This window comes from Streptomyces sp. WM6378 (assembly GCF_001279695.1).
Taxonomy (GTDB): Bacteria; Actinomycetota; Actinomycetes; order Streptomycetales; family Streptomycetaceae; genus Streptomyces.
In genome coordinates this window covers 177,659-200,738 of the sequence record NZ_LGDD01000001.1, presented here as the reverse complement: position 1 = coordinate 200,738, position 23,080 = coordinate 177,659, and the positions used below count along the sequence as shown (strand labels likewise).

Here is a 23,080-nt window from a genome sequence, read left to right as displayed (position 1 = left end):
CGGGGTGCCGGTCGCCCGGCCCCTCGCCCGGCCGCACCCACCGCTGGTGAGCAGGGCAGAATGGGCCCGGTCCAGCAATCCTGATGAGGAGTACCCGTGGCGATCCGCGTCCTACTGGTCGACGACCAGCCGCTGCTGCGCACCGGCTTCCGGATGATCCTGGAGGCCGAGCAGGACATCGCGGTGGTCGGCGAGGCCGGTGACGGTTTGCAGGCCCTCGATCAGGTCCGGGCGCTGCAGCCCGATGTGGTCCTCATGGACATCCGGATGCCCCGGATGGACGGGGTCGAGGCGACCCGGCAGATCAGCGGGCCCGGCAAGGACGGCCCCGCGAAGGTGCTCGTCCTGACCACCTTCGACCTCGACGAGTACGTGGTGGAGGCGCTCAAGGCGGGGGCCAGCGGCTTCCTCCTGAAGGACGCGCCCGCCAACGAGCTGGTGCAGGCGATCCGGGTGGTCGCGGCCGGCGAGGCGATGCTGGCGCCGTCGATCACGCGCCGGCTGCTCGACAAGTACGCCGACCACCTGCCGTCCGGCGAGGAGCCGGTGCCGGACACGCTGCACACGCTGACCGACCGCGAGGTCGAGGTCCTGAAGCTGGTCGCCCGCGGGCTTTCCAACGCGGAGATCGCGGCGGATCTGTTCGTCAGCGAGACGACGGTGAAGACGCATGTGGGGCATGTGCTGACGAAGCTCGGGCTCCGGGACCGGGTGCAGGCGGCCGTCTACGCGTACGAGAGTGGGCTTGTGCGGCCCGGTGCGCAGTAGGGCGGGGTGGCTCCCTGAGCCTTCCGGGGGCGCTGCCCCCCGGGCCCCCGCTCCTCGAACGCCGGAGGGGCCTGGCATGGTCGGCTTTCGCCTGCGGACCGTCGTGGCTGGTCGCGCCTGCGCGGCGGGGCTGCACATGTCGCAGCCCCGCGCCCCTGGCGGGTTGGCGCCCCTCAGCCCTTCTTGATTTCCCAGAAGCGGAACACCGTTGACGCGTCCAGGGTCCACTCCAGGCCCGTGATGCCGGTTCGGGCCACCGCGTACTGCTTGCCCTGCCACAGCGGGAGGACCGGGAGTTCGTCGGCGACGATGTCCTGGAGCTTGCCGAAGTCGCTCTCGGTGGCCGAACGGTCGGCGGTGGCGGCGGTCGCCGGGAGGATCTCGTCGGTGATCTGCTTGTTCGTGTAGTTGTTGGACAGCACGTTGCCCTTGCCGAAGAACGGCAGGGTGAAGTTGTCCGGGTCCGGGTAGTCGGGGACCCAGCCCTTCACGTAGACGCCGTACTTCCCGGCCTCGATGTCCTTCTCGTACTGCTTGAACTCGACCGACTGCACATCCGCGTCGAACAGCCCGCTCGCGTTGAGCTGCCCGGCTATCGCCTTCAACTCGTCGTCGGTGGACGGGCCGTAGCGGCTCGGCGTGGACCACAGGGTCAGCTTCACCTTGCCGGTGATGCCCGCCGAGTGCAGGGCCGCCTTCGCCTTGGCGGGCTGGGGGCTGGCGCCGTACATGTCGAACAGGGCGGTGTTGTGCGCCGTGATGCCGCTCGGTATGACCGAGTACAGGGGGCTCGCGGTGGACGAGTACACGTCGCGCACCAGGGCCTCGCGGTCCACGAGGTAGGCGATCGCCTTGCGCACCCCGACCTTGCCGACGACCGGGTCCTTCATGTTGAAGACCAGGTCCTGGACCTCGGCGCTGGAGCCCTCTATGACGTCGATGCCCTTCTTGTCCGCCGTCGGCGAAGCCTGCAGGGCCGCGGTGTCCTTGGCGGTGAGGCCTCGGTAGGCGACGTCGACGTCGCCCTTGTTCAGGGCGTCGGCCAGGGCCTTCTGGTCGCCGTGGAAGAGCTTCAGGGTGAGGCCCGAGTTCTTGGCCTTGACCGTGCCCTCGTAGGAGGAGTTGACCGAGAAGACGGCCTGCTTGTCGCCGAAGGAGTCCAGCTTGTAGACGCCGGAGCCGACCGCCTTGCCGTCGGTGCGGAGCTTGTCGGCCGGGTACTCCTTGTGGTCGACGATCGAGCCGGCACCGGAGGCAATCTTGCTGGGGAAGGTGGCGTCCGGAACCTTGAGGTGGAAGACGACCGTCTTCTCGTCCGGGGTGTCGACCTTGCCCAGGGTGGCGAGCATCGGCGCCGGGCCGTTCGGGTCGTTGATCTTCAGCACGCGCGCGAAGGAGTACTTGACGTCCTCGGAGGTCAGCTTGTCGCCGTTGCTGAAGGTGAGGCCGGGACGCAGGGTGCAGCGGTAGACCGTAGAGCCGCCCTTGTCGAAGCTGCACGCCTGGGCGGCCTCGGGCTGCGGCGTCGAGCTGCCCTTGGGGAAGCTGAGCAGCGACTGGAAGACGTTGTTGAACAGCAGCCAGGAACCCGGGTCGTAACCGGAGGCGGGGTCGGTGGCCAGGATGTCGTCGGACATCCCCATGACCACCGAACCACCGCCGGACGCGGCTTCGCCGCCCTGCTGGGTACCACAACCGCTCAGGAGCCCGGCCGCCACACCCGCGGCCAGCGGGGTGGTCAGCCATCGGTTCCGGATCTTCACGTGCACGTGCCTCACAGTCCTGCTCACGGAAATTGCTGGCCGGCACGGAGAGATCGCGGCCGGGTCGTGCGTTACTTCTTGCCCCGCGCCAGCTCCCACAGCTGCAGGTCCGACGAGGAGTTGATGGCCCATTCGGTGCCGGTGATGTCGCTGCGGGCAGCGACGTACTGCTTGCCCTGCCACAGCGGGATGACCGGGACGTCGCCCGCGACGATGTCCTGGATGGACTCGAACGGCTTGGACGCCTGGTTGCGGTCGGCGGCCACCCGCGACTCCGGGATCAGCGTGTTGCGGATGTCGTTGCTGACGTACGGGGTGTTGAGGAAGTTGTCCTTGCCGAAGAACGGCGCGACGAAGTTGTCCGGGTCCGGGAAGTCGGGGAACCAGCCGAGGCCGTAGACCGCGTACTCACCCTTCTTCTGCGCCGGACGGAACTTCGACCACTCGGTTCCCTGGATCGTAGTGCTGAAAAGCCCAGTCGCGTTCAGCTGCGAGGAGAGATTCTTGAATTCGTCCTCGGTGATCGAACCGTAGTGGTCCTTGGTGTAGTTGAGGGTGAGCTTGACGGGCGTCTGGATGTTGGCGTTCTTCAGGATGGCCTGGGCCTTGGCCTTGCTGGCCTCGCCGTACTTGTTGAAGAACGAGTTGGTGTGCCCGGCGATCGAGGTGGGGATCAGCGAGTACAGCGGCTCGGCGGTCTGCCCGTACACCTTGCTCACGAGCTGGCTGCGGTCGATGGCCTGGGCCAGGGCCTGGCGCACGGCCTTGTTCTTCACCGACGGGTCCTCGGTGTTGAAGCCCAGGTAGCGGATCTCCAGACCGGGCATCTCGACCAGGTTGATGTCCTTGCTGGGGCTGACCTGCATCTGCTGGATCTGCGCCGGCGTCATCGCGCGGGTCATCATGTCGATCTCGCCCTTGGCGAGCGCGGTGCCCATGGCCTCGGCGGTCGGGAAGGAGCGCAGCTCGACCTTGTCGTTGGCGAGTTTGACGTCACCCTTGTAGTTCGAGTTCTTGGTGAAGGTGAAGGTCACCGCTTGGTCGCCCTTGACCTCGGCCTTCATCTTGTACGGCCCGGAGCCGTCCAACTCGAAGCCGTCGCGGAGCTTCTTCGCCCCGTACTTGTCCTTCTGCACGATGCCCGCGGCGGGCGTCGCGAGCTTGTACGGGAAGGTGGCGTCCGGCGTCTTGAGGTGGAAGATGATCTCGGCGTCGCCCTTGGTCTCCATGGTGTCGATGTTGTCGAGGAGACCGGAGGGGCCGTTGTCGTCCTTGATGTCGACGACGCGCTGGATGGAGTACTTCACGTCGTCGGCGGTCACCTTGGTGCCGTCGGCGAATTCGAGGCCGCTGCGCAGGGTGCAGCGGTAGCTCTCGTTCTCCTTGTCGGTGAAGTTGCACGAGGAGGCCGCGTCGGGGACGGGCAGGCCACCGCCGCGCGGAACGTGGACCAGCGACTGCGTGGTCTGGCGCATCACGTTCCAGATGCCCGTCTCATAGGCGTGCGCCGGATCGAGGGGGGCAAGGGCGTCCTTGGTTGCCACGAACTGGTCCGTGGTGCCCACGACGATGGTCTTGCCGCCGTCTCCCCCGCTCTCCGATCCGCCACAGGCGGCCAGTACGGGAGCGAGCAAGGCCACTACGGCCGGCAGCACCAAAGTCTTGCGGTTCATCCTGGACGATCTCCCTTGTCCGGCACTTTGGGGTACAGCTGTGTACGGGACACTCCGCCGCGTCCGCCCGTTCGGGGCGGGGCGATCGGGCCGGGTTTGTGCGATCGGACCTGCGTTCCCGGTCGCTTGGTGTGCGGCGGGGCAGATGAGGGTGCGGCGAAGTTCTCGGACGAGATTAGTGCGCGCCGTACGAAAAGCTGGAACTGGCTCTGGTGCACGGGGAATCAATCGGTCCGCCGCAATACCGGCCCACCGATATCGGGGCGGCGGAATGATTCGTACACGAGATCACCAAACGGGACACAAGGGTGCGCCCAAGGGGCCCGGAGTGCCTGGATCGAGCTCCTGTCGACCCCCTGTTGGGTGACGAACGTCACCACTCGGGTCCCTTTGACAGGGTGTGAATTCGTCCCCACGGAGGTCACGGAAAATGAACGCGCGGCTGCGATGAGTTTCCGCTGCATTCAGCGGCGCACGCTCGGTGCCCGGGTCAGTTCATCCTGGTGATCAGGGTCCGCAGAAATGCCAGGTCGACCTCTTCGAGGGAACCGACCACGACCCGGCCCGCGGCGGCCGCGATCGGGGCGACCGACGGCACCGCGACGACCCGGCAGCCGGCCGCCTCCGCGGCGGCCACTCCGGTCGCGGTGTCCTCCACGACGGCGCACCTGGCCGGATCGGCGCCGAGTCCGCTGGCAGCGATCAGGTACGGGTCGGGGTGCGGCTTGGTGCGGGTGACCTCGTCGCCCGCGACGGTCAGGGCGAAGTTGGACGGGCCGAGCGAGTGGACGATCTTGTCGATGATGCGGCGGTGCGAGGCCGAGACGAGGGCCGTGGGGATGTTGTGGGCGGCGAGCTCGCTCAGCAGCCGGGCGGCGCCCGGCATCAGCGGCACCCCGCGGGCGATCCGCGCCTCGAAGCGTTCGTTGAGCAGTACGGTCAGCTCGGCCAGGGTGATGTCGGCGCCGGTGGCCTCGATGAGGAAGCCCGCGCTGCGCGTCATCGGGCCGCCCACCACCACGTCCCGCCAGGACTCGTCGAGCTCGTGCCCGAGGGCCGCGAAGGCCTCGCGCTCGGCGTCCCACCAGAAGCCCTCGGTGTCGACCAGGGTGCCGTCCATGTCGAGGAAGACGGCCTGGAGCGCGGAGCCTTCGGCCGTACGGGTCATGGCTGCGGGGACCGTACTGGTCATCGGCACACCTCCTGGAGGGACGAGAAGGCCGGTCGCCTTCCCCGAGACGGGAAAAGCGACCGGCCTTTACTGGGCCGACCAGTGTACGTCCGGCCGGCTGAACATGCGCTGAATTATGGGCCGCGTCCGGTCAGCGGGCGTTGAAGTACTTGGCTTCGGGGTGGTGGATGACGATGGCGTCGGTGGACTGCTCGGGGTGGAGCTGGAACTCCTCGGAGAGGTGCACGCCGATCCGCTCCGGTTGCAGCAGCTCGGCGATCTTCGCCCGGTCCTCCAGGTCGGGGCAGGCCCCGTAGCCGAGCGAGAAGCGCGCGCCGCGGTACTTCAGGGCGAACATGTCCTCGACATCCGAGGGGTCCTCGCCGGCGAAGCCGAGCTCGGAGCGGACCCGCGCGTGCCAGTACTCGGCGAGGGCTTCCGCCAACTGGACGGACAGGCCGTGCAGTTCGAGGTAGTCGCGGTAGGAGTTGGCCTCGAAGAGCTTGGCGGTCTCCTCGCCGATGCGGGAGCCGACGGTGACGACCTGGAGGCCGACGACGTCGGTCTCGCCGGAGTCCTCGGGGCGGAAGAAGTCCGCCAGGCACAGCCGCCGTCCCCGGCGCTGGCGCGGGAAGGTGAACCGGGTGCGCTCGGAGCCGTCCTCGTTCAGCAGGACCAGGTCGTCGCCCTTGGACACGCACGGGAAGTAGCCGTGCACGACGGCCGCTTCGAGCAGGCCCTCGGTGTGCAGCTTGTCGAGCCAGCCGCGCAGGTGCGGGCGGCCCTCGGTCTCCACCAGCTCCTCGTAGGTCGGTCCGCCCTTGCGGGCTTCCTTCAAGCCCCACTGGCCCTTGAACAGGGCGCCCTCGTCGAGCCAGGAGGCGTACTCCTTGAGCGGGATGCCCTTGATGACGCGGGTGCCCCAGAACGGCGGTTCCGGTACGGGGTTGTCGGTGGCCACGTCGGAGCGGACCGAGCCCTCGGGCTCCTTGACCTCCAGGAGGGGGGTGTCGCGCTTGGGGACGCGGCGCTGCTTCAGCTCCGGGAGCACGGCTCCGGGCACGCCGCGCTTGACGCCGATCAGGGCGTCCATGAGGCGCAGGCCTTCGAACGCGTCGCGGGCGTAGCGGACTTCGCCTTCGTAGATCTCGTGGAGGTCCTGTTCGACGTAGGCGCGGGTGAGGGCGGCGCCGCCGAGGATGACGGGGTATTCGGCGGCCAGCTTGCGCTGGTTGAGCTCCTCCAGGTTCTCCTTCATGATCACGGTGGACTTGACCAGGAGGCCGGACATGCCGATGACGTCGGCACGGTGTTCCTGGGCGGCCTCCAGGATCGCGGAGACCGGCTGCTTGATGCCGAGGTTGACGACGTTGTAGCCGTTGTTGGACAGGATGATGTCGACGAGGTTCTTGCCGATGTCGTGGACGTCGCCGCGCACCGTGGCCAGCACGATGGTGCCCTTGCCCTCGGCGTCGGACTTCTCCATGTGCGGTTCCAGGTGCGCGACGGCGGTCTTCATGACCTCGGCGGACTGGAGCACGAACGGCAGCTGCATCTGGCCGGAGCCGAACAGCTCGCCGACCACCTTCATGCCTTCGAGCAGGGTGTTGTTGACGATGTCGAGCGCGGGTGCGGTCTGGAGGGCCTCGTCGAGGTCGGCCTCCAGGCCGTTCTTCTCGCCGTCGATGATGCGCCGCTGCAGACGCTCCTCCAGCGGCAGCGCAAGGAGTTCCTCGGCCTTGCCGGCCTTCATCGACTTCATCGTGGCGCCCTCGAACAGCTCCATGAGCTTCTGGAGGGGGTCGTAGCCCTCGGAGCGCCGGTCGTAGATCAGGTCGAGGGCGACCTTGACCTGCTCCTCCTCCAGGCGGGCGATCGGCAGGATCTTGGAGGCGTGCACGATCGCCGAGTCCAGGCCGGCCTTGACGCACTCGTCCAGGAAGACGGAGTTCAGCACGACGCGGGCGGCCGGGTTCAGGCCGAAGGAGATGTTGGACAGGCCCAGCGTGGTCTGCACGTCCGGGTGGCGCCGCTTGAGCTCGCGGATCGCCTCGATGGTGGCGATGCCGTCGCCCCGGGATTCCTCCTGGCCGGTGCAGATGGTGAAGGTCAGCGCGTCGATGAGGATGTCCGACTCGTGCACCCCCCAGGTGCCGGTCAGGTCCGCGATGAGCCGCTCGGCGATCGCGACCTTCGTCTCGACGGTGCGGGCCTGGCCCTCCTCGTCGATGGTCAGCGCGATCAGCGCCGCGCCGTGCTCGACCGCGAGCTGGGTGACCTTCGCGAACCGCGACTCGGGCCCGTCGCCGTCCTCGTAGTTGACCGAGTTGATGACCGCACGCCCGCCCAGCTTCTCCAACCCGGCCTGGATGACCGGGAGTTCGGTCGAGTCCAGGACGATCGGCAGGGTGGAGGCGGTCGCGAAGCGGCCGGCCAGCTCGGCCATGTCGGCCACCCCGTCGCGGCCCACGTAGTCGACACACAGGTCGAGCATGTGGGCGCCCTCGCGGATCTGGTCGCGGGCCATCTCCACACAGTCGTCCCACCGGCCCTCCAGCATGGCCTCGCGGAACTTCTTCGACCCGTTCGCGTTCGTCCGCTCACCGATCGCCAGATAGGAGGTGTCCTGCCGGAACGGCACCGTCTGATACAGCGAGGCGGCGCCCGGCTCCGGGCGCGGGTGGCGCTCACCGGGCACGCTCCCGCGCACCCGCTCGACGACCTGGCGCAGGTGCTCGGGCGTCGTACCGCAGCAGCCGCCCACCAGGGACAGGCCGTAGTCGCGCACGAAGTTCTCCTGCGCGTCCGCGAGGCCCTCGGGACCGAGCGGGAAGTGCGCGCCGTCCCTGGTCAGGACCGGCAGGCCGGCGTTGGGCATGCACAGCAGCGGGATCCGCGAATGCCGGGCCAGATAGCGCAGGTGCTCGCTCATCTCGGCCGGGCCGGTCGAGCAGTTCAGGCCGATCATGTCGACGCCGAGCGGCTCAAGGGCGGTCAGCGCCGCCCCGATCTCGGAGCCGAGGAGCATCGTGCCGGTCGTCTCGAAGGCCAGCGACACCACCAGCGGCAGGTCGGCGCCGGCCGCCTCCATCGCCCGGCGCGCCCCCAGGATCGCGGACTTGGTCTGCAGCAGGTCCTGGGTGGTCTCCACGATCAGCGCGTCCGCGCCGCCCGCGATCAGGCCCTCGGCGTTCGCCTGGAAGCCGTCGCGCAGCGTGGCGTAGCCGATGTGGCCCAGCGTCGGCAGCTTCGTCCCCGGACCGATCGAGCCGAGCACCCACCGCTGCTGCCCGGTCGAGGCGGTGAACTCGTCCGCCACCTCACGCGCGATACGGGCCCCGGACTCCGACAGCTCGAACACCCGCTCCGGGATGTCGTACTCGCTCATCGCCGTGTGGTTCGCGCCGAAGGTGTTGGTCTCCACGCAGTCCACGCCGACCGCGAAGTACGCCTCGTGGACGGAGCGCACGATGTCGGGCCGGGTCACGTTCAGAACCTCGTTGCAGCCCTCAAGGTCCTGGAAGTCCTCCAGGGTGGGATCCTGCGCCTGCAGCATCGTGCCCATCGCACCGTCGGCCACCACCACCCGGGTGGCCAACGCCTCACGGAGGGCGTCGATACGGGTCCGGCTGTCAGCGGAAGGGGTCGGCAACGAGGCCATGGATGTGCTCCCTGGAGTGCGACGGCTGTCGGCTTTGCGCCTTCCGGCAGGAGAGCGCACGCGGCCAGCCTAACCGGGCGGCCCCGGGCGGCGCGCGGGTGTATCAGGGGGCGGACGGCGGAGGCGGGGCCGAATGCCGGTGTCCGGAAGTGTCGGGAGGGGTCGCACTCACGGTGACACGAGGTCGACAACGGCCGATACTGTTCAGCATTGTCGAACCAGTCGATTTCAGAGCCGGCCGCTTCAGCTGCGAAAGCCGGTTCAGCAGTGCCCGATGAGGGAGGGAGCGCGATGGCGCGCAACATCCAGTCGCTCGAACGGGCGGCCGCCATGCTGCGGCTGCTCGCGGGGGGCGAGCGGCGGCTCGGTCTGTCCGAGGTGGCCTCCGCACTGGGCCTTGCCAAGGGCACCGCGCACGGCATCCTGCGCACCCTGCAGGCCGAGGGCTTCGTGGAGCAGGACCCGGCTTCCGGCCGCTACCAGCTGGGCGCCGAGCTGCTGCGCCTGGGCAACAGTTACCTGGACGTCCACGAGCTGCGGGCGCGCGCCCTGGTGTGGACGGACGACCTGGCGCGGTCCAGCGGCGAGAGCGTGTACGTGGGGGTGCTCCACCAGCAGGGCGTGCTGATCATGCACCACGTCTTCCGGCCGGACGACAGCCGCCAGGTGCTCGAAGTGGGCGCCATGCAGCCGCTGCACTCCACGGCCCTGGGCAAGGTGCTCTCCGCGTACGACCCGGTGGCGCACACCGAGGCCGTGGACAACATGCACGAGGCGTTCACGCCCCACACGGTCACCGCGCCCGAGAGCTTCGAGGGGGTGCTGGACGTGACCCGGGCGCGCGGCTGGGGCTCGGACATCGAGGAGACCTGGGAGGGCGTCGCCTCGGTGGCCGCCCCCATCCACGACCGGCGCCGGATGCCGGTCGGCGCGGTGGGCGTCACGGGCGCCGTGGAGCGGGTCTGCAAGGACGGCGAGGTGCGGCCCGAGCTGGTGGCCGCCGTACGCGACTGCGCCCGCGCGGTCTCGCGGGACCTGGGCGCCGGCCGCTTCTAGGGCGCCGCGCCGGGCGCTCCAGGGGCCCCTTCGCAGGGCAGAACGCCGGCCGAGCGGCCCGCGCCATACCAGTACATGATCTTGATCCCGGCACCGGGTCCATGTTTGGTGGTTCGTACCACCTGGTAACGATCAGGGATTCCGGCCACAGAAGTATTGACGTCCAGTTAACCCGAGGGCAAAACTGCCGTTCAGCGGTCGGCATTGTCGAACACCTACCGGCAATACGAGTTAGAGTGTGACAACGCCATGGGCCGGACAGCCCTCAGCCATTGAGGGTGCGGACCACCGGAGGGACCCGGTGCTCTGCTTGTTGGGATTTCCCCCTGGACGAAGGACAAAGGAGTCGCGGGTGTCCAGCCACGACATCTTCACCGGCGAGATCATTGGTACCGCCGTTCTCACCCTGCTGGGCGGTGGCGTGTGCGCCGCCGTCACGTTGAAGCGCTCCAAGGCGCGAAACGCCGGCTGGCTCGCGATCACCTTCGGGTGGGGCTTCGCCGTGCTGACCGCCGCCTACATCTCGGCCCCCCTCTCGGGCGCCCACCTCAACCCCGCGGTGACCCTGGGTCTCGCGATCGAGGGCGGCACCAAGTGGAGCGACGTCCCCGTGTACCTCGGCGGACAGATCCTCGGCGCCATGCTCGGCGCGGTCCTCGTGTGGCTCGCCTACTACGGCCAGTTCCACGCGCACCTCACCGACCCCGAGATCGTGGGCGACGGCAAGTCGATCGAGGCCCGCGAGGGCGCGGCGGGGCCGGTGCTCGGCATCTTCTCGACCGGCCCGGAGATCCGCAACGTGGTCCAGAACGTGGTCACGGAGGTCATCGCCACCATCATTCTGGTCCTTGCGATCCTGACCCAGGGCCTCAACGGCGACGGCAAGGGGCTCGGCGTCATCGGTGTCCTGATCACCTCGCTCGTCGTGGTGGGCATCGGTCTCTCGATCGGCGGTCCGACCGGCTACGCCATCAACCCGGTCCGTGACCTCGGCCCGCGCATCGTGCACTCCCTGCTGCCGCTGCCCAACAAGGGCGGTTCGGACTGGAGCTACGCGTGGATCCCGGTCGTCGGCCCGCTGATCGGCGGCGCGATCGCCGGTGGCATCTACAACATCGCCTTCGCCTGAGACACGACGCGACCCCCTTCGGACCTACCGGGAGCACCCCATGAGCGACACGCACAGCACCGGCCCGTTCATCGCGGCCATCGACCAGGGCACCACCTCCAGCCGCTGCATCGTCTTCGACAAGGACGGCCGGATCGTCTCGGTCGACCAGAAGGAGCACGAGCAGATCTTCCCGAAGCCGGGCTGGGTGGAGCACGACGCCGCCGAGATCTGGACCAACGTCCAGGAAGTCGTGGCCGGCGCGGTCGAGAAGGCGGGCATCACCGCCGCCGACGTCAAGGCGATCGGCATCACCAACCAGCGTGAGACCACGCTGATGTGGGACAAGAACACCGGCGAGCCCGTGCACAACGCGCTGGTCTGGCAGGACACCCGCACCGACGCGCTCTGCAAGGAGCTCGGCCGCAACGTCGGCCAGGACCGCTTCCGCCGCGAGACCGGCCTGCCGCTCGCCTCGTACTTCGCGGGCCCGAAGGTGCGCTGGCTGCTCGACAACGTCGAGGGCCTGCGCGAGCGCGCCGAGCGCGGCGACATCCTCTTCGGCACCATGGACTCCTGGGTCATCTGGAACCTGACCGGCGGCACCGACGGCGGCGTGCACGTCACGGACGTCACCAACGCCTCGCGCACCCTCCTGATGAACCTGCACGACATGGCGTGGGACGAGAAGATCCTCTCCTCCATCGGCATCCCGGCGGCCGTGCTGCCCGAGATCCGCTCCTCCGCCGAGGTGTACGGACACGCCAAGGGCGGCGTCCTGGACGGCATCCCGGTCGCGTCCGCGCTCGGCGACCAGCAGGCGGCCCTGTTCGGCCAGACCTGCTTCTCCGAGGGCGAGGCCAAGTCGACCTACGGCACCGGCACCTTCATGCTGATGAACACCGGTGACAAGCCCGTCAACTCCTACAACGGCCTGCTGACGACGGTCGGTTACCAGATCGGCGACCAGAAGCCGGTCTATGCCCTCGAAGGCTCCATCGCCGTCACCGGCTCGCTCGTCCAGTGGATGCGCGACCAGATGGGCATGATCAAGACCGCCGCGGAGATCGAGACCCTGGCCTCCTCGGTCGAGGACAACGGCGGCGCCTACTTCGTGCCGGCCTTCTCCGGCCTGTTCGCCCCGTACTGGCGCTCCGACGCCCGCGGTGTGATCGCCGGCCTCACCCGGTACGTCACCAAGGCGCACATCGCGCGCGCCGTGCTCGAGGCCACCGCCTGGCAGACCCGCGAGATCACCGACGCCATGACGAAGGACTCGGGCGTCGAGCTGACCGCGCTGAAGGTCGACGGCGGCATGACCTCCAACAACCTGCTGATGCAGACCCTCTCGGACTTCCTGGACGCGCCGGTCGTGCGTCCGATGGTCGCCGAGACGACCTGCCTCGGCGCCGCCTACGCCGCCGGTCTGGCCGTCGGCTTCTGGCCGGACACCGACGCGCTGCGCGCCAACTGGCGCCGGGCGGCGGAATGGACCCCTCGCATGGACGCCGACAGGCGTGACAGCGAGTACAAGAACTGGCTCAAGGCCGTCGAGCGGACCATGGGCTGGATCGAGGACGAGGAGTAATCGACATGACCACCCTGCAGAGCGTCCCTGCCCTCGGGACGCACCCGGCCTCCGGCTCTCACCCGAGCCGCGCCGAGACTCGGGAGCAACTGTCCAAGGCGACGTACGACCTCCTGGTCATCGGCGGCGGCATCCTGGGCATCTCCACCGCCTGGCACGCCGCGCAGTCCGGTCTGCGGGTGGCCCTGGTGGACGCCGGTGACTTCGCCGGCGCCACCTCCTCCGCCTCCTCCAAGCTGCTCCACGGCGGTCTGCGCTACCTGCAGACCGGCGCGGTGAAGCTGGTCGCGGAGAACCACTTCGAGCGGCGTGCGGTGTCCCGTCAGGTGGCCCCGCACCTCGCCAACCCGCTCACGTTCTACCTGCCCGTGTACAAGGGCGGCCCGCACGGCGCCGCCAAGCTGGGTGCCGGCGTCTTCGCCTACTCGGCCCTTTCCGCCTTCGGCGACGGCGTCGGCCACCTGCTCTCGCCCGCGAAGGCCGCGGCGGACGTGCCGGAGCTGCGTACGGACAACCTGAAGGCCGTGGCCGTGTACGGCGACGACCAGATGAACGACGCCCGCATGGCGCTGATGACGGTCCGCGCGGCCGTCGAGGCCGGCGCGGTGGTCCTCAACCACGCCGAGGTCACCGGCCTGCGCTTCACCAAGGGCCGGGTCACGGGCGCCGACCTCAAGGACCGCATGGACGGCGAGGAGTTCGGCGTCAACGCCCGCCTCGTCCTCAACGCGACCGGCCCCTGGGTCGACCACCTGCGCAAGATGGAGGACCCCAACTCGGCCCCCTCCATACGTCTTTCGAAGGGCGCGCACCTGGTCCTCAAGCGCACCGCCCCCTGGAAGGCCGCGCTGGCGACCCCGATCGACAAGTACCGCATCACGTTCGCCCTGCCCTGGGAGGACATGCTCCTGCTCGGCACCACCGACGAGGAGTTCGAGGGCGACCCGGCGGACGTCCGCGTCACCGAGGCCGACACCGCGCAGATCCTCGACGAGGCCGCCTTCTCGATCCGCGACCAGCAGCTGTCGCGCGACCTGATCACGTACTCCTTCGCCGGTCTGCGGGTGCTGCCCGGCGGTCCGGGCGACACCTCCAAGGCCAAGCGCGAGACGGTCGTCACCGAGGGCCGCGGCGGCATGCTGTCGGTGGCCGGCGGCAAGTGGACGACCTTCCGCCACATCGGCCGTACGGTGATGAAGAAGCTGGAGCAGCTGCCGGGCCACCCGCTCGGTGACGACTTCGAGCCCATCTCCGAGCTCCCCGGCAAGATGCCGCTGCCCGGCATCGCCAACCCGCGCGCCGTCGCCCACCGCCTGATGGTGGACGGCCCGGCGCCCGGCCCGCGCATGGCGGCCGACACCGCCAAGCACCTGGCCACGCACTACGGTTCGCTGTCCTTCGACATCGCGCGCCTGGCCAACGACGACGCGGCGCTGGCCGAGCGCATCCACCCGGACGCGCCGGAGATCTGGGCGCAGGTCGTGTACGCCCGCGACCACGAGTGGGCCGAGACGGCGGACGACGTGCTGCGTCGCCGCACGACCCTGACGATCCGGGGTCTGGCGACGGACGAGATCCGCGACAAGGTCGACGTCCTGCTGCAGAAGAAGAACTGACGAGGCGTCAGTGATGTGACGAAGGGGCGGCTCCCCCGCACGGGAGCCGCCCCTTCGGCGTGCGCGCCGGGCCCGCTGCCACATCCCGTACACGCGGCTGCAACAGGGCGGGGCGAGAGTTGGGACATGAAGTTTCAAGTACTCTCCATCGTCGGCCACGCCCCGCACCCGCTGACCGGTGAACTCCCCTCGCCCGCCGACCGGTTGGCGCAAGTCCTCGAAGTCGGCGAGGAAGCCGAGCGGCTCGGCTACGACGCGTACGCCATCGGCGAGCGGCGCGCCGGAGCCTTCCTCTCCTCCAGCCCGACCGTGCTGCTCGGCGCACTCGCCGCGCGCACCACCCGCATCCGGCTCCTCACCGGGGTGACCGTCGTCGCGATCCTCGACCCGGTGCGGGTGGCCGAGGACTACGCGACGCTCGACCAGATCTCGCGCGGCCGCGTCGAGCTGGTGATCGGAAAGGGCGCGGAGGCAGGCCACTTCGACCTGTTCGGGCTCGACGAGTCCCGCCAGTGGGACCTCCAGCGGGAGAAGTACGAACTGCTGCGGCGCCTGTGGAGCGAGGAGGGCGTGGACTGGCAGGGCGAATTCCGTCCACCCCTGACCAAGGTCACGACCGTACCGAGGCCGTACGACGGGGTGCCGCGGATCTGGCACGGCTCGGCGACCTCCCTCAACTCCCCCGAACTCGCGGCCCGGCACGGCGATCCGCTGTTCACGGCCAACGCGATCCAGCCGCGCGCGGCATACGCGAAGCTCATCGCGCACTACCGGGAGAAGTTCGAGGAGTACGGGCACGACCCGGCGCGGGCACATGTCGCGGCGGGCTCGGGCGGGCTGCTGATCGCCGACACGGCCGAGCAGGCGGTCTCGCGCTACCGGGAGGTGTACGAGGCGAAGGTACGGCAGACCTTCAAGCCGCATCTGGAGGGCAGGGCGGGCTACAACACCCCGTTCCGCACCATCGAGGACGCCATCGCCGACGGGCCCCAGCTCATCGGCTCCCCGCAGCAGATCATCGACAAGATCCTCGGCTTCCACGAGGCATACCGGCACGACCTCCAGTCGGTCACCGTCGACGGGTTCGGGCTCTCCACGGCCGAGCAGGTCGAGACGCTGGCACGGTTCGCCGAGGAGATCGCTCCGGTCGTACGGAAAGAGGCGCCGAGCACTCTGTGGGAGTCCGGCTCTCTCGGGGAGTGAGGACCGCGGGGAGTGCGGAACGCGCATAATGGGGGCCGATACATCGGATGTATGGAGGTCGCCCATGGCTGTCACCGACGAGGCCATCGAGAAGATCAAGGAAATGATCGTCTCCGGTGCGCTGCGGCCGGGCGACCGGCTCCCCAAGGAGAGCGAACTGGCGGCGGAGCTCGGCCTGTCCCGCAACTCCCTGCGCGAGGCGGTGCGGGCGCTGTCCCTGATCCGCATCCTGGACGTCCGCCAGGGCGACGGCACGTACGTCACCAGCCTGGACCCCCAGTTGCTGCTTGAGGCGATGAGCTTCGTCGTCGACTTCCACCGGGACGACACGGTCCTGGAGTTCCTCGCGGTACGGCGCATCCTGGAGCCGGCCGCGACGGCGATGGCGGTGACCCGGATCGGCGATGCCGAACTCGACGCGCTGTCGGCCCAGTTGGACGCCCTTGGAGCCTCGCCCTCGGTGGAGGAGCTGGTCGCGGCCGACCTCGAATTCCATCGGGGGATCGTGGCGGGGTCGGGGAACTCGGTGCTGTGCTCGCTCCTCGACGGGTTGTCCGGGCCCACGACCCGGGCCCGTATCTGGCGGGGCCTCACCCAGGAGGACGCGGTGAGCCGCACCCTGCACGAGCACCGGGCGATCCTCTCGGCCCTGCGGGACCGGGACGCGGAGGCGGCGCGGTCCTGGGCGACCGTGCACATCGCCAGCGTGGAGCAGTGGTTGAGGTCAACCCTGTAGATCTCCCCGCCCGTGGGGCCGAACGCGGCCGTCCCGCGCCCTCCTCAGTGCTTCCTCGGCTCCTCGGCGTTGCGCCAGATCTTGAGGTCGAGGGTGATGTATTTGCTCGGGTCGTTCGTGCCGGACTTGCCGCGGTACGTCGCCACCGCGATGTGGCCCGCGTCGCTGAGCACGCAGATCTCCGACCCGTCCGTGAGCTGGTCGAGGCCGATCGTCTCGGTGTAACGGGTTTCGGCGCGGCAGGTCTCCAGCGAACCCTTCTCCGGGTTGTTCAGGACGACCAGCTTGCCGTTGTCGGTCCCGAGCTTCGTGTCCTCGAAGAGGGTGTCCATGTAGAAGTGCAGGTCTCCGTGGACCGGCGGCGGCCTGCTCGGGCGCCATGAACGCGGGCGTGCCGACGCCGTGGCCGGTCTGGGAGGTGGCGTCGGCCGCGCGGGCGATACCGAAGTCGATCACGCGGGGACCGTCGGCGGCGAGGAGCACGTTCGCGGGCTTCAGGTCGCGGTGGACGATGGCCGCGCCGTGGATGACGTGCAGGGCCTCGGCGACCCCGACGGCGAGCAGCAGCACGCTGCGCAGCGGCAGCCGTCCGTGCCGGCCCACGGCGTGCGCGAGGGAGGGGCCGGGTACGTAGGCCGTGGCCAGCCAGGGCTGGGTGCGCTCGGTGTCGAAGTCGATGACGGGCGCGGTGTAGAGGCCCTGGACCCGCTGCGCCGCCTTCACTTCCTGCTGGAAGCGCCGCCGGAACTCGGGGTCCTCGCTGAACTCGGGCCGGATCACCTTGAGGGCGATGGGGCGGCCGCCCGGGGTGTAGGACAGGTACACCTTGCCCATGCCGCCCGCGCCCAGCACGGCGGTCAGACGGTATCCGCCCACCGTGGCCGGGTCGTCCGGCCTCAGCGGCTGGAAAGGGTCGGTGGAAGGTGCACTCATGCTCGGTCGGCCCCGGGTCGGGGTGGGCCCTAGTCCTGTTTTTCGCCGCTCGCGAATCGGCTGATCACCAGCGCCACGATGATGATCGCCCCGTTCAGGAACTGGTTCCAGAGCGCCGGCACTCCGCCCAACGTCATGACGTTCACCACCAGTTGGAGGGTCAGCACACCGGTCAGCGCACCGAACAACGTCCCCCGGCCGCCCTTCAGGGAGATCCCTCCGATCACCGCCGCCGCGAACACCTGGAAGATCCACCCGTTGCCTTGGTTCGCCGCGACCGAACCGTAGTGCCCCGTGTAGAGGATCCCCGCGAACGCGGCGAGCAGGCCGCCCACCGCCAGCACGATCCACGTCACCCGGTCCACCCGGATCCCCGCCGCCCGCGCGGCCTCCGCGTTCCCTCCGATCGCGTACAGCGCCCGCCCGTGCCGCAGCCACGCAAGGGCCGCCCCGCCGATCGCGAAGAGCGCGAGGCAGATCCAGACGGCGGCGGGTACGCCGAGCCAGTCCGTCATGCCGAGGTAGCGGAAGGACTGCGGCATGTCGATGATCGAGCGGCCGCCGGTGATGCCGACGTGCAGACCCCGCAGCATCGTCAGCATCCCGAGCGTCGCGATGAACCCGTTGACGTTGAGCTTCAGCATCAGGAAGCCGTTGAACGCGCCGATCGCCAGGCCGACCAGGAGGCACACGGGGATCGCCGTCCAGCCGGGCAGCAGGCCGACGCCCGTGAACCGGCCGGCCGGGGCCGAGGACGGCAGGACCAGCCACATCGCGACGACCGGCGCGATGCCGATCGTCGACTCCAGGGAGAGGTCCATGCGTCCGCAGATCAGGATCAGCGCCTGGCCGAGGACCAGCAGGCTCAGCTCGGAGGACTGCTGGATGACGCTGATCAGGTTGCCCGAGGTGAGGAACACCGGCGAGACGATGAAGCCGATGACCATCAGGACGAGGATCACGGGCACGAGGGAGAAGTCGCTCCAGCGGATGTGGGAAAGGCGTCCCAGAGGGCTCGTGTCCCGTACACCCGCCGGTGCCTCGGTCGCCGTACCGGTCATGGCCGCTCCCTCGTCCTGTCCACACCTGCCGTGCCGTCCATGCCCCGCACACCTTCCATCGCCGCGACCAGCTCCGAGTCGCTCCAACCGCTGCCGTACTCCGCGACGGCCCGCCCGTGGAACAGCGCGAGGACCCGGTCGCACACCCTGAGGTCGTCCAGCTCGTCGGAGATGATCACCGCCGCGCTGCCCTCGTCGGCCACCTGCCGCACCACGCCGAGCAGCGCGTCCTTGGACTTCACGTCCACGCCCGCCGTGGGGCGTACCGCGACCAGGGCCACCGGCTTGCGGGCCAGCGCGCGGGCCACCACGACCTTCTGCTGGTTGCCGCCCGACAGGCCCGACACCGGCTGCTCGGGCCCCCGCGTCCTGATGTCGAGCGAGCCGATCATCGAGAGCGCGAACTCCCTTGTCCTGGAAGGGAGTACGGTCCCCCAGGGCCCGAGCTGGTCGGTCACCGTCAGCGTCGCGTTCTCGGCGACGGAGCGGTTCGGGACCAGGCCCTGGCGGTGCCGGTCCTCCGGGATGTAGCCGATGCCCGCGTCGAGGGCGTGCGGCACGCTGCCCGGCTTCACCGCTCGGCCGTGCACGGTGACCCGGCCCGCGCTCGCCCGGCGCATCCCGGCCAGGGTCTCGCCGAGCGCGGTGTTCCCGCTGGCCGCGGCTCCCGCGATCCCGAGCACCTCGCCCGGGTGGACCACGAGGTCGAGCGCCTCGAACTCCCCGTCGAGTGCCAGCCCTTCGGTCCGCAGGACCGGCTCCGACGTACGGACCGGACCGGCGCCCGCCCGCCAGGACGACCCGTTCGCACTCGGCCGCTCCCCCGTCATCGCCGCGACCAGTTCGCCCTTGGGAAGGTCGGCGACGGAGGCCGTCAGGACCTTGCGGGCGTCGCGGTAGACGGTGACCGCGGTGCACAGGTCGTACACCTCCTGGAGGTGGTGCGAGATGAACAGGAAGGCCACGCCCTGTGCCTGCAGTTCGCGGAGCTTGGTGAACAGGCGCTGGATGCCGCGGGCGTCGAGCTGGGCGGTCGGCTCGTCCAGGACGATGAGGCGGGCGCCGAACGAAAGGGCGCGGGCGATCTCGACGAACTGCCGTTGTTCCACGGACAGTTGGCCTGCTCTGGCATCCGGGTCGACGTTCACCCCGTACTCCGCGAGGAGGTCACGGGCGCGGCGGCGCAGCCGGCTCCAGCGGATGCGCTCGCCCTCGAAGCGGTTCAGGAAGAGGTTCTCGGCGACGGTCAGGTCCGGCACGACCATGGACTTCTGGTAGACGCAGGCGACCTTGGACTGCCAGCCGGCCCGGTCCCCGAAGGCCGGGGCGGGCGCGCCGCCGAACGTGACGGTGCCGGCGTCCGGCCGGTGCAGCCCCGTGACCACGCCGACCAGGGTGGACTTCCCTGCGCCGTTGCGGCCGACCAGCGCGTGCGATTCGCCGGGCCGCACGGTCAGGCCGACACCGTCGAGTGCGAGCGTGGGCCCGAAGCGTTTGACGATGCCGTGGGCGTGCAGGGCGGGTGCGGGCGCCATGGCCCGCCCTTCCGCTGGTTCGGGTGCCATGGCTAGCTCTTCTTCTGCAGCTGGTTCGCCCACAGCGAGGCGTCGTCGACGTTGGCCCGGGTCACCAGGGGCGCCGGCAGCTGGTCCTCGTACCCGTTCGGGATCTTGATGATGTTCGAGCCGTGGTCGGTCGGGCCCACCTTGAACGTCTTGCCGTCCAGGGCCGCCTTCGCGTAGTACAGCGCGTACTTGGCGTAGAGGTCGGCGGGCTGGGAGATGGTCGCGTCGATCTTTCCTGCCTTGATCGCGTCGAACTCCTCGGGGATGCCGTCGTTGGAGACGATCGTGATGTGGCCCGCGGCGCCCGGCGGCACGAGCCGGCCTTTCTGCTGGAGCAGGGCCAGCGTCGGCTGGAGGAAGACGCCGCCGGCCTGCATGTAGATGCCGTTCAGACCGGGGTGGGCGGCGAGCGTGGACTGGAGCTTGGCGGAGGCCACGTCGCCCTTCCAGTCGGTGGCGAGCTCGTAGACCTTGATCCCGGGGTAGCTCCTGGCCATGCAGGACTTGAACGCCTCGGAGCGGTCGCGTCCGTTGATGGAGCTCAAGTCGCCCTGGAATTCGGCGACTTCACCCTTGCCCTTGAGCTGCTCGCCCAGGTATTTGCAGGCCTTCTCGCCGTACGCCTTGTTGTCGGCCCGCACGACCATGTAGACGTCGCCCTTGTCGGGGCGGGTGTCGACGCTGATGACCGGGATCCCCCGCTGGTTCAGGCTCTGCAGGGTGGAGGCGATCGCGCCGGTGTCCTGCGGGGCCATGACGACCGCCTTGGCACCCTGGTCGGTGAAGGCGGTGACGTCGGCGACCAGCTTGCCCACGTCGTTCTGGGAGTTGGTGAGCGGCAGCGCGGAGACCTCGCCGGACTTGACGCCCTTCTCGATGTACTGCTGGTAGGAGTTCCAGAAGTCGCTGTCGCTGCGCGGCAGGTCGATGCCGACCTTCTGGGATCCGGTGCCGCCGGCGGACTCTCGGTTGCAGCCGGTGAGCAACGCGACCGCGACAAGTGCGGTGCAGGCGGCGGCGGTTGTCGTACGCACTCTCATGATCCCGTCCTTCGTAGTGGCTCTAGCTGCTCGGTCGCAGGCGCAGGCCCTGCATTCCGCCGTCGACCGCGAGGGCCGTGCCGGTGACGGCGGCCGCCGCCGGGCTTGCGAGGTAGGCGATGGCGGCGGCGACCTCGGCCGCCGAGACGAGGCGTCCCATCGGCTGGCGGGCCCGGAGGGCGGCCCGCTCGGCCTCCGGGTCGTCCGCCCGGTCGAGCAGCCGGGCGACCCAGGGGGTGTCCGCCGTGCCGGGGTTGACGCAGTTGACCCGCACCCCCTCGCGGACGTGGTCGGCGGCCATCGCGAGGGTGAGGGAGAGGACGGCGCCCTTGGCCGCGCTGTAGAGGGCGCGCTGCGGCAGGCCCGCGGTGGCGGCGATCGAGCAGGTCTGGGTGAGGGACGCGCGGCCGGGCCGCTCCCCGGCCGCGCGTCGCAGATGGGGCAGCGCGTGCCGGGCGACCCTGACCATGCCGAGGACGTTGACGTCGAGGACCCGGTGCCATTCGGCGTCGTCGTTGTCCTCGACGGTGCCGACGGCGCCGATGCCCGCGTTGGAGACCACGGTGTGCAGGGCGCCGAGTTCGCCCACGGCCCGGGCGACCGCGTCGCGTACGCCCGCGTCGTCGGTGACGTCGGCCTCCAGGACGAGGGTGCCGGGCGGGGCGCCCTTCACGTCCCGGTCGAGCACGGCGACGCGGGCGCCGCGCTCCATCAGGAGCTCGGCGACGGCGGCGCCGATGCCCGAGGCGCCGCCCGTGACAAGGGCCGCCATGTCCTCGAAGTCCCTTGCGCTGCTCATGAGTTGACCTCCTGGGCCGGTCGGCGGGCCAGCCACTGCGGGCCGTCCGGGTAGCGGTAGGCGGCGATGGTGGCGGGGTTCATGCGGGCGGAGAAGCCCGGGGCGGTCGGGGCGCGGTAGCGGCCGGCCTCGACGACGGCGGGCGCGGCGAAGTGCTCGTGGAGGTGGTCGACGTACTCGATGACCCGGTCCTCGCGGCTGCCGGAGACGGCGACGAAGTCGAACATGGCGAGGTGCTGGACGAGTTCGCACAGGCCGACCCCGCCCGCGTGCGGGCAGACGGGCACGCCGTACTTGGCGGCGAGCAGCAGGATCGCCAGGTTCTCGTTCACCCCGGCCACCCGGGCCGCGTCGATCTGCACGAAGTCGACCGCGCCCGCCTGGAGGAGCTGTTTGAACACGACCCGGTTGGCGACGTGTTCGCCGGTGGCGACCTTCACCGGCTGCCCGGCCCGCACGGCGGCGTGGCCGAGGATGTCGTCGGGGCTGGTCGGCTCCTCGATCCAGTACGGCTCGTACGGGGCGAGCGCGGCCATCCAGCGGATCGCTTCGGGGACGTCCCAGCGCTGGTTGGCGTCGACGGCGATGCGGATGCCGGGGCCGACGGCGGCGCGGGCCAGGCCCAGTCTGCGGACGTCGTCGTCGAGGTCGGCGCCGACCTTCAGCTTGATCTGGACGAAGCCGTCGGCGACGGCCTCCTTGGCGAGCCGGACCAGCTTGGCGTCGTCGTAGCCGAGCCAGCCGGGCGAGGTGGTGTAGGCGGGGTAGCCCTCGGCGCGCAGGAGCCGGGCCCGCTCGGCGCGGCCGGGTTCGGCGGCGCGCAGGAGGGCGAGCGCCTCGCCCCGGGTCAGTACGTCCGTGAGGTAGCGGAAGTCGACGAGCGAGACGAGGTCCTCGGGCGACATCGAGGCGAGGAACTCCCACACGGGCAGGCCCGCCGTGGTGGCCGCCAGGTCCCAGGCGGCGTTGACGACGGCGCCCGCCGCCATGTGCGTGACCCCCTTCTCGGGGCCCAGCCAGCGGAGTTGGGAGTCGTGGGTCAGGTCGTGGTGCAGGGCGGCGAGGTCGGCCGCGGCGGCCGGTGCCGGGCGGCCGACGACGTGGGGCCGCAGCGCCTCGATGGCGGCGGCGGTCACTTCGTTGCCGCGGCCGATGGTGAAGACGAAGCCGTGGCCCTCGTGGCCGTCGCCGGTGCGCAGCACCACATAGGCGGCCGAGTAGTCGGGATCCGGATTCATGGCGTCCGAGCCGTCGAGCTGTTCCGAGGTGGGAAAGCGGATGTCGTGTACCTCGAACCCCGTGACGCTCGGCCTCATGCACGCCCCCCTGGATGAACACG

General features: G+C 69.8%; 17 protein-coding genes and 1 pseudogene. 7 read left to right on the top strand and 11 right to left on the bottom strand.

Annotation, left to right across the window (positions count from 1 at the left end; all coding sequences use genetic code 11):
• The first annotated feature begins 96 nt into the window (after positions 1 to 96).
• Complete coding sequence (locus ADK54_RS00895) at positions 97 to 768, top strand: response regulator (protein WP_053723497.1); 672 nt, start codon at positions 97 to 99, stop codon at positions 766 to 768.
• A gap of 173 nt (positions 769 to 941) precedes the next feature.
• On the opposite strand, the gene ADK54_RS00890 is transcribed toward ADK54_RS00895, so the two are convergent.
• The 4 genes from ADK54_RS00890 to metH form a co-directional block, all read right to left on the bottom strand.
• On the bottom strand, positions 942 to 2,531 hold the full coding sequence (locus tag ADK54_RS00890) for an ABC transporter substrate-binding protein (protein ID WP_053723537.1): 1,590 nt from the start codon (positions 2,529 to 2,531) through the stop codon (positions 942 to 944).
• A gap of 71 nt (positions 2,532 to 2,602) precedes the next feature.
• Positions 2,603 to 4,204 carry an ABC transporter substrate-binding protein gene (locus ADK54_RS00885; RefSeq protein WP_053723496.1) on the bottom strand — a complete coding sequence of 534 codons (1,602 nt, stop codon included), beginning with the start codon at positions 4,202 to 4,204 and terminating at the stop codon, positions 2,603 to 2,605.
• A 490-nt stretch (positions 4,205 to 4,694) separates the two neighbouring features.
• Positions 4,695 to 5,396, bottom strand: coding sequence for an HAD family hydrolase (locus ADK54_RS00880; protein WP_053723495.1), 702 nt, complete (start codon positions 5,394 to 5,396; stop codon positions 4,695 to 4,697).
• Positions 5,397 to 5,526: 130 nt separating this feature from the next.
• Complete coding sequence (metH, locus tag ADK54_RS00875; protein ID WP_053723494.1) at positions 5,527 to 9,036, bottom strand: methionine synthase; 3,510 nt, start codon at positions 9,034 to 9,036, stop codon at positions 5,527 to 5,529.
• A 291-nt stretch (positions 9,037 to 9,327) separates the two neighbouring features.
• Here metH and ADK54_RS00870 point away from each other — a divergent pair, with 291 nt between their 5' ends.
• The 6 genes from ADK54_RS00870 to ADK54_RS00845 all read left to right on the top strand — a co-directional run bounded on the left by ADK54_RS00870 (position 9,328) and on the right by ADK54_RS00845 (position 16,343).
• Positions 9,328 to 10,092 (top strand): IclR family transcriptional regulator, encoded by a 765-nt coding sequence (locus ADK54_RS00870; RefSeq protein ID WP_053723493.1) that lies wholly within the window; start codon positions 9,328 to 9,330, stop codon positions 10,090 to 10,092.
• A gap of 352 nt (positions 10,093 to 10,444) precedes the next feature.
• Positions 10,445 to 11,221: an MIP/aquaporin family protein gene (locus tag ADK54_RS00865; RefSeq protein ID WP_053723492.1), complete on the top strand. Its 777-nt coding sequence runs from the start codon at positions 10,445 to 10,447 to the stop codon at positions 11,219 to 11,221.
• Between the two features lie 40 nt (positions 11,222 to 11,261).
• Positions 11,262 to 12,788 (top strand): glycerol kinase GlpK, encoded by a 1,527-nt coding sequence (gene glpK / locus ADK54_RS00860; protein ID WP_053723491.1) that lies wholly within the window; start codon positions 11,262 to 11,264, stop codon positions 12,786 to 12,788.
• A gap of 5 nt (positions 12,789 to 12,793) precedes the next feature.
• Positions 12,794 to 14,404, top strand: a complete 1,611-nt coding sequence (locus ADK54_RS00855; RefSeq protein WP_053723490.1) for a glycerol-3-phosphate dehydrogenase/oxidase — start codon at positions 12,794 to 12,796, stop codon at positions 14,402 to 14,404.
• A gap of 126 nt (positions 14,405 to 14,530) precedes the next feature.
• On the top strand, positions 14,531 to 15,607 hold the full coding sequence (locus tag ADK54_RS00850; RefSeq protein ID WP_053723489.1) for an LLM class flavin-dependent oxidoreductase: 1,077 nt from the start codon (positions 14,531 to 14,533) through the stop codon (positions 15,605 to 15,607).
• A 64-nt stretch (positions 15,608 to 15,671) separates the two neighbouring features.
• Positions 15,672 to 16,343 (top strand): FadR/GntR family transcriptional regulator, encoded by a 672-nt coding sequence (locus ADK54_RS00845; protein WP_053723488.1) that lies wholly within the window; start codon positions 15,672 to 15,674, stop codon positions 16,341 to 16,343.
• Between the two features lie 44 nt (positions 16,344 to 16,387).
• Here the strand turns inward: ADK54_RS00845 and ADK54_RS47110 are convergent, their stop codons facing one another.
• The 7 genes and pseudogenes from ADK54_RS47110 to ADK54_RS00815 form a co-directional block, all read right to left on the bottom strand.
• Complete coding sequence (locus tag ADK54_RS47110; protein WP_234391868.1) at positions 16,388 to 16,675, bottom strand: hypothetical protein; 288 nt, start codon at positions 16,673 to 16,675, stop codon at positions 16,388 to 16,390.
• Positions 16,676 to 16,682: 7 nt separating this feature from the next.
• Positions 16,683 to 17,276: pseudogene (locus tag ADK54_RS47105) on the bottom strand (serine/threonine-protein kinase); the annotation flags it as partial.
• 29 nt (positions 17,277 to 17,305) lie between these two features.
• The gene (locus ADK54_RS00835; RefSeq protein ID WP_053723487.1) at positions 17,306 to 18,337 is read right to left on the bottom strand and encodes an ABC transporter permease; all 1,032 of its coding nucleotides are present in this window, start codon (positions 18,335 to 18,337) and stop codon (positions 17,306 to 17,308) included.
• The gene (locus ADK54_RS00830) at positions 18,334 to 19,902 is read right to left on the bottom strand and encodes a sugar ABC transporter ATP-binding protein (protein WP_053723486.1); all 1,569 of its coding nucleotides are present in this window, start codon (positions 19,900 to 19,902) and stop codon (positions 18,334 to 18,336) included. The genes ADK54_RS00835 and ADK54_RS00830 overlap by 4 nt, the downstream gene beginning before the upstream one ends.
• 2 nt (positions 19,903 to 19,904) lie before the next feature.
• A complete protein-coding gene (locus tag ADK54_RS00825) occupies positions 19,905 to 20,942 on the bottom strand; it encodes a sugar ABC transporter substrate-binding protein (RefSeq protein WP_053723485.1) in 1,038 nt (345 codons plus the stop codon).
• Between the two features lie 22 nt (positions 20,943 to 20,964).
• Positions 20,965 to 21,741, bottom strand: a complete 777-nt coding sequence (locus ADK54_RS00820) for an SDR family NAD(P)-dependent oxidoreductase (RefSeq protein WP_053723484.1) — start codon at positions 21,739 to 21,741, stop codon at positions 20,965 to 20,967.
• Entirely contained in the window at positions 21,738 to 23,057 is a 1,320-nt protein-coding gene (locus ADK54_RS00815) for an enolase C-terminal domain-like protein (protein WP_053723483.1), read from the bottom strand. Before ADK54_RS00815 ends, ADK54_RS00820 begins: the two co-directional genes overlap by 4 nt.
• Between the last annotated feature and the right edge of the window lie 23 nt (positions 23,058 to 23,080).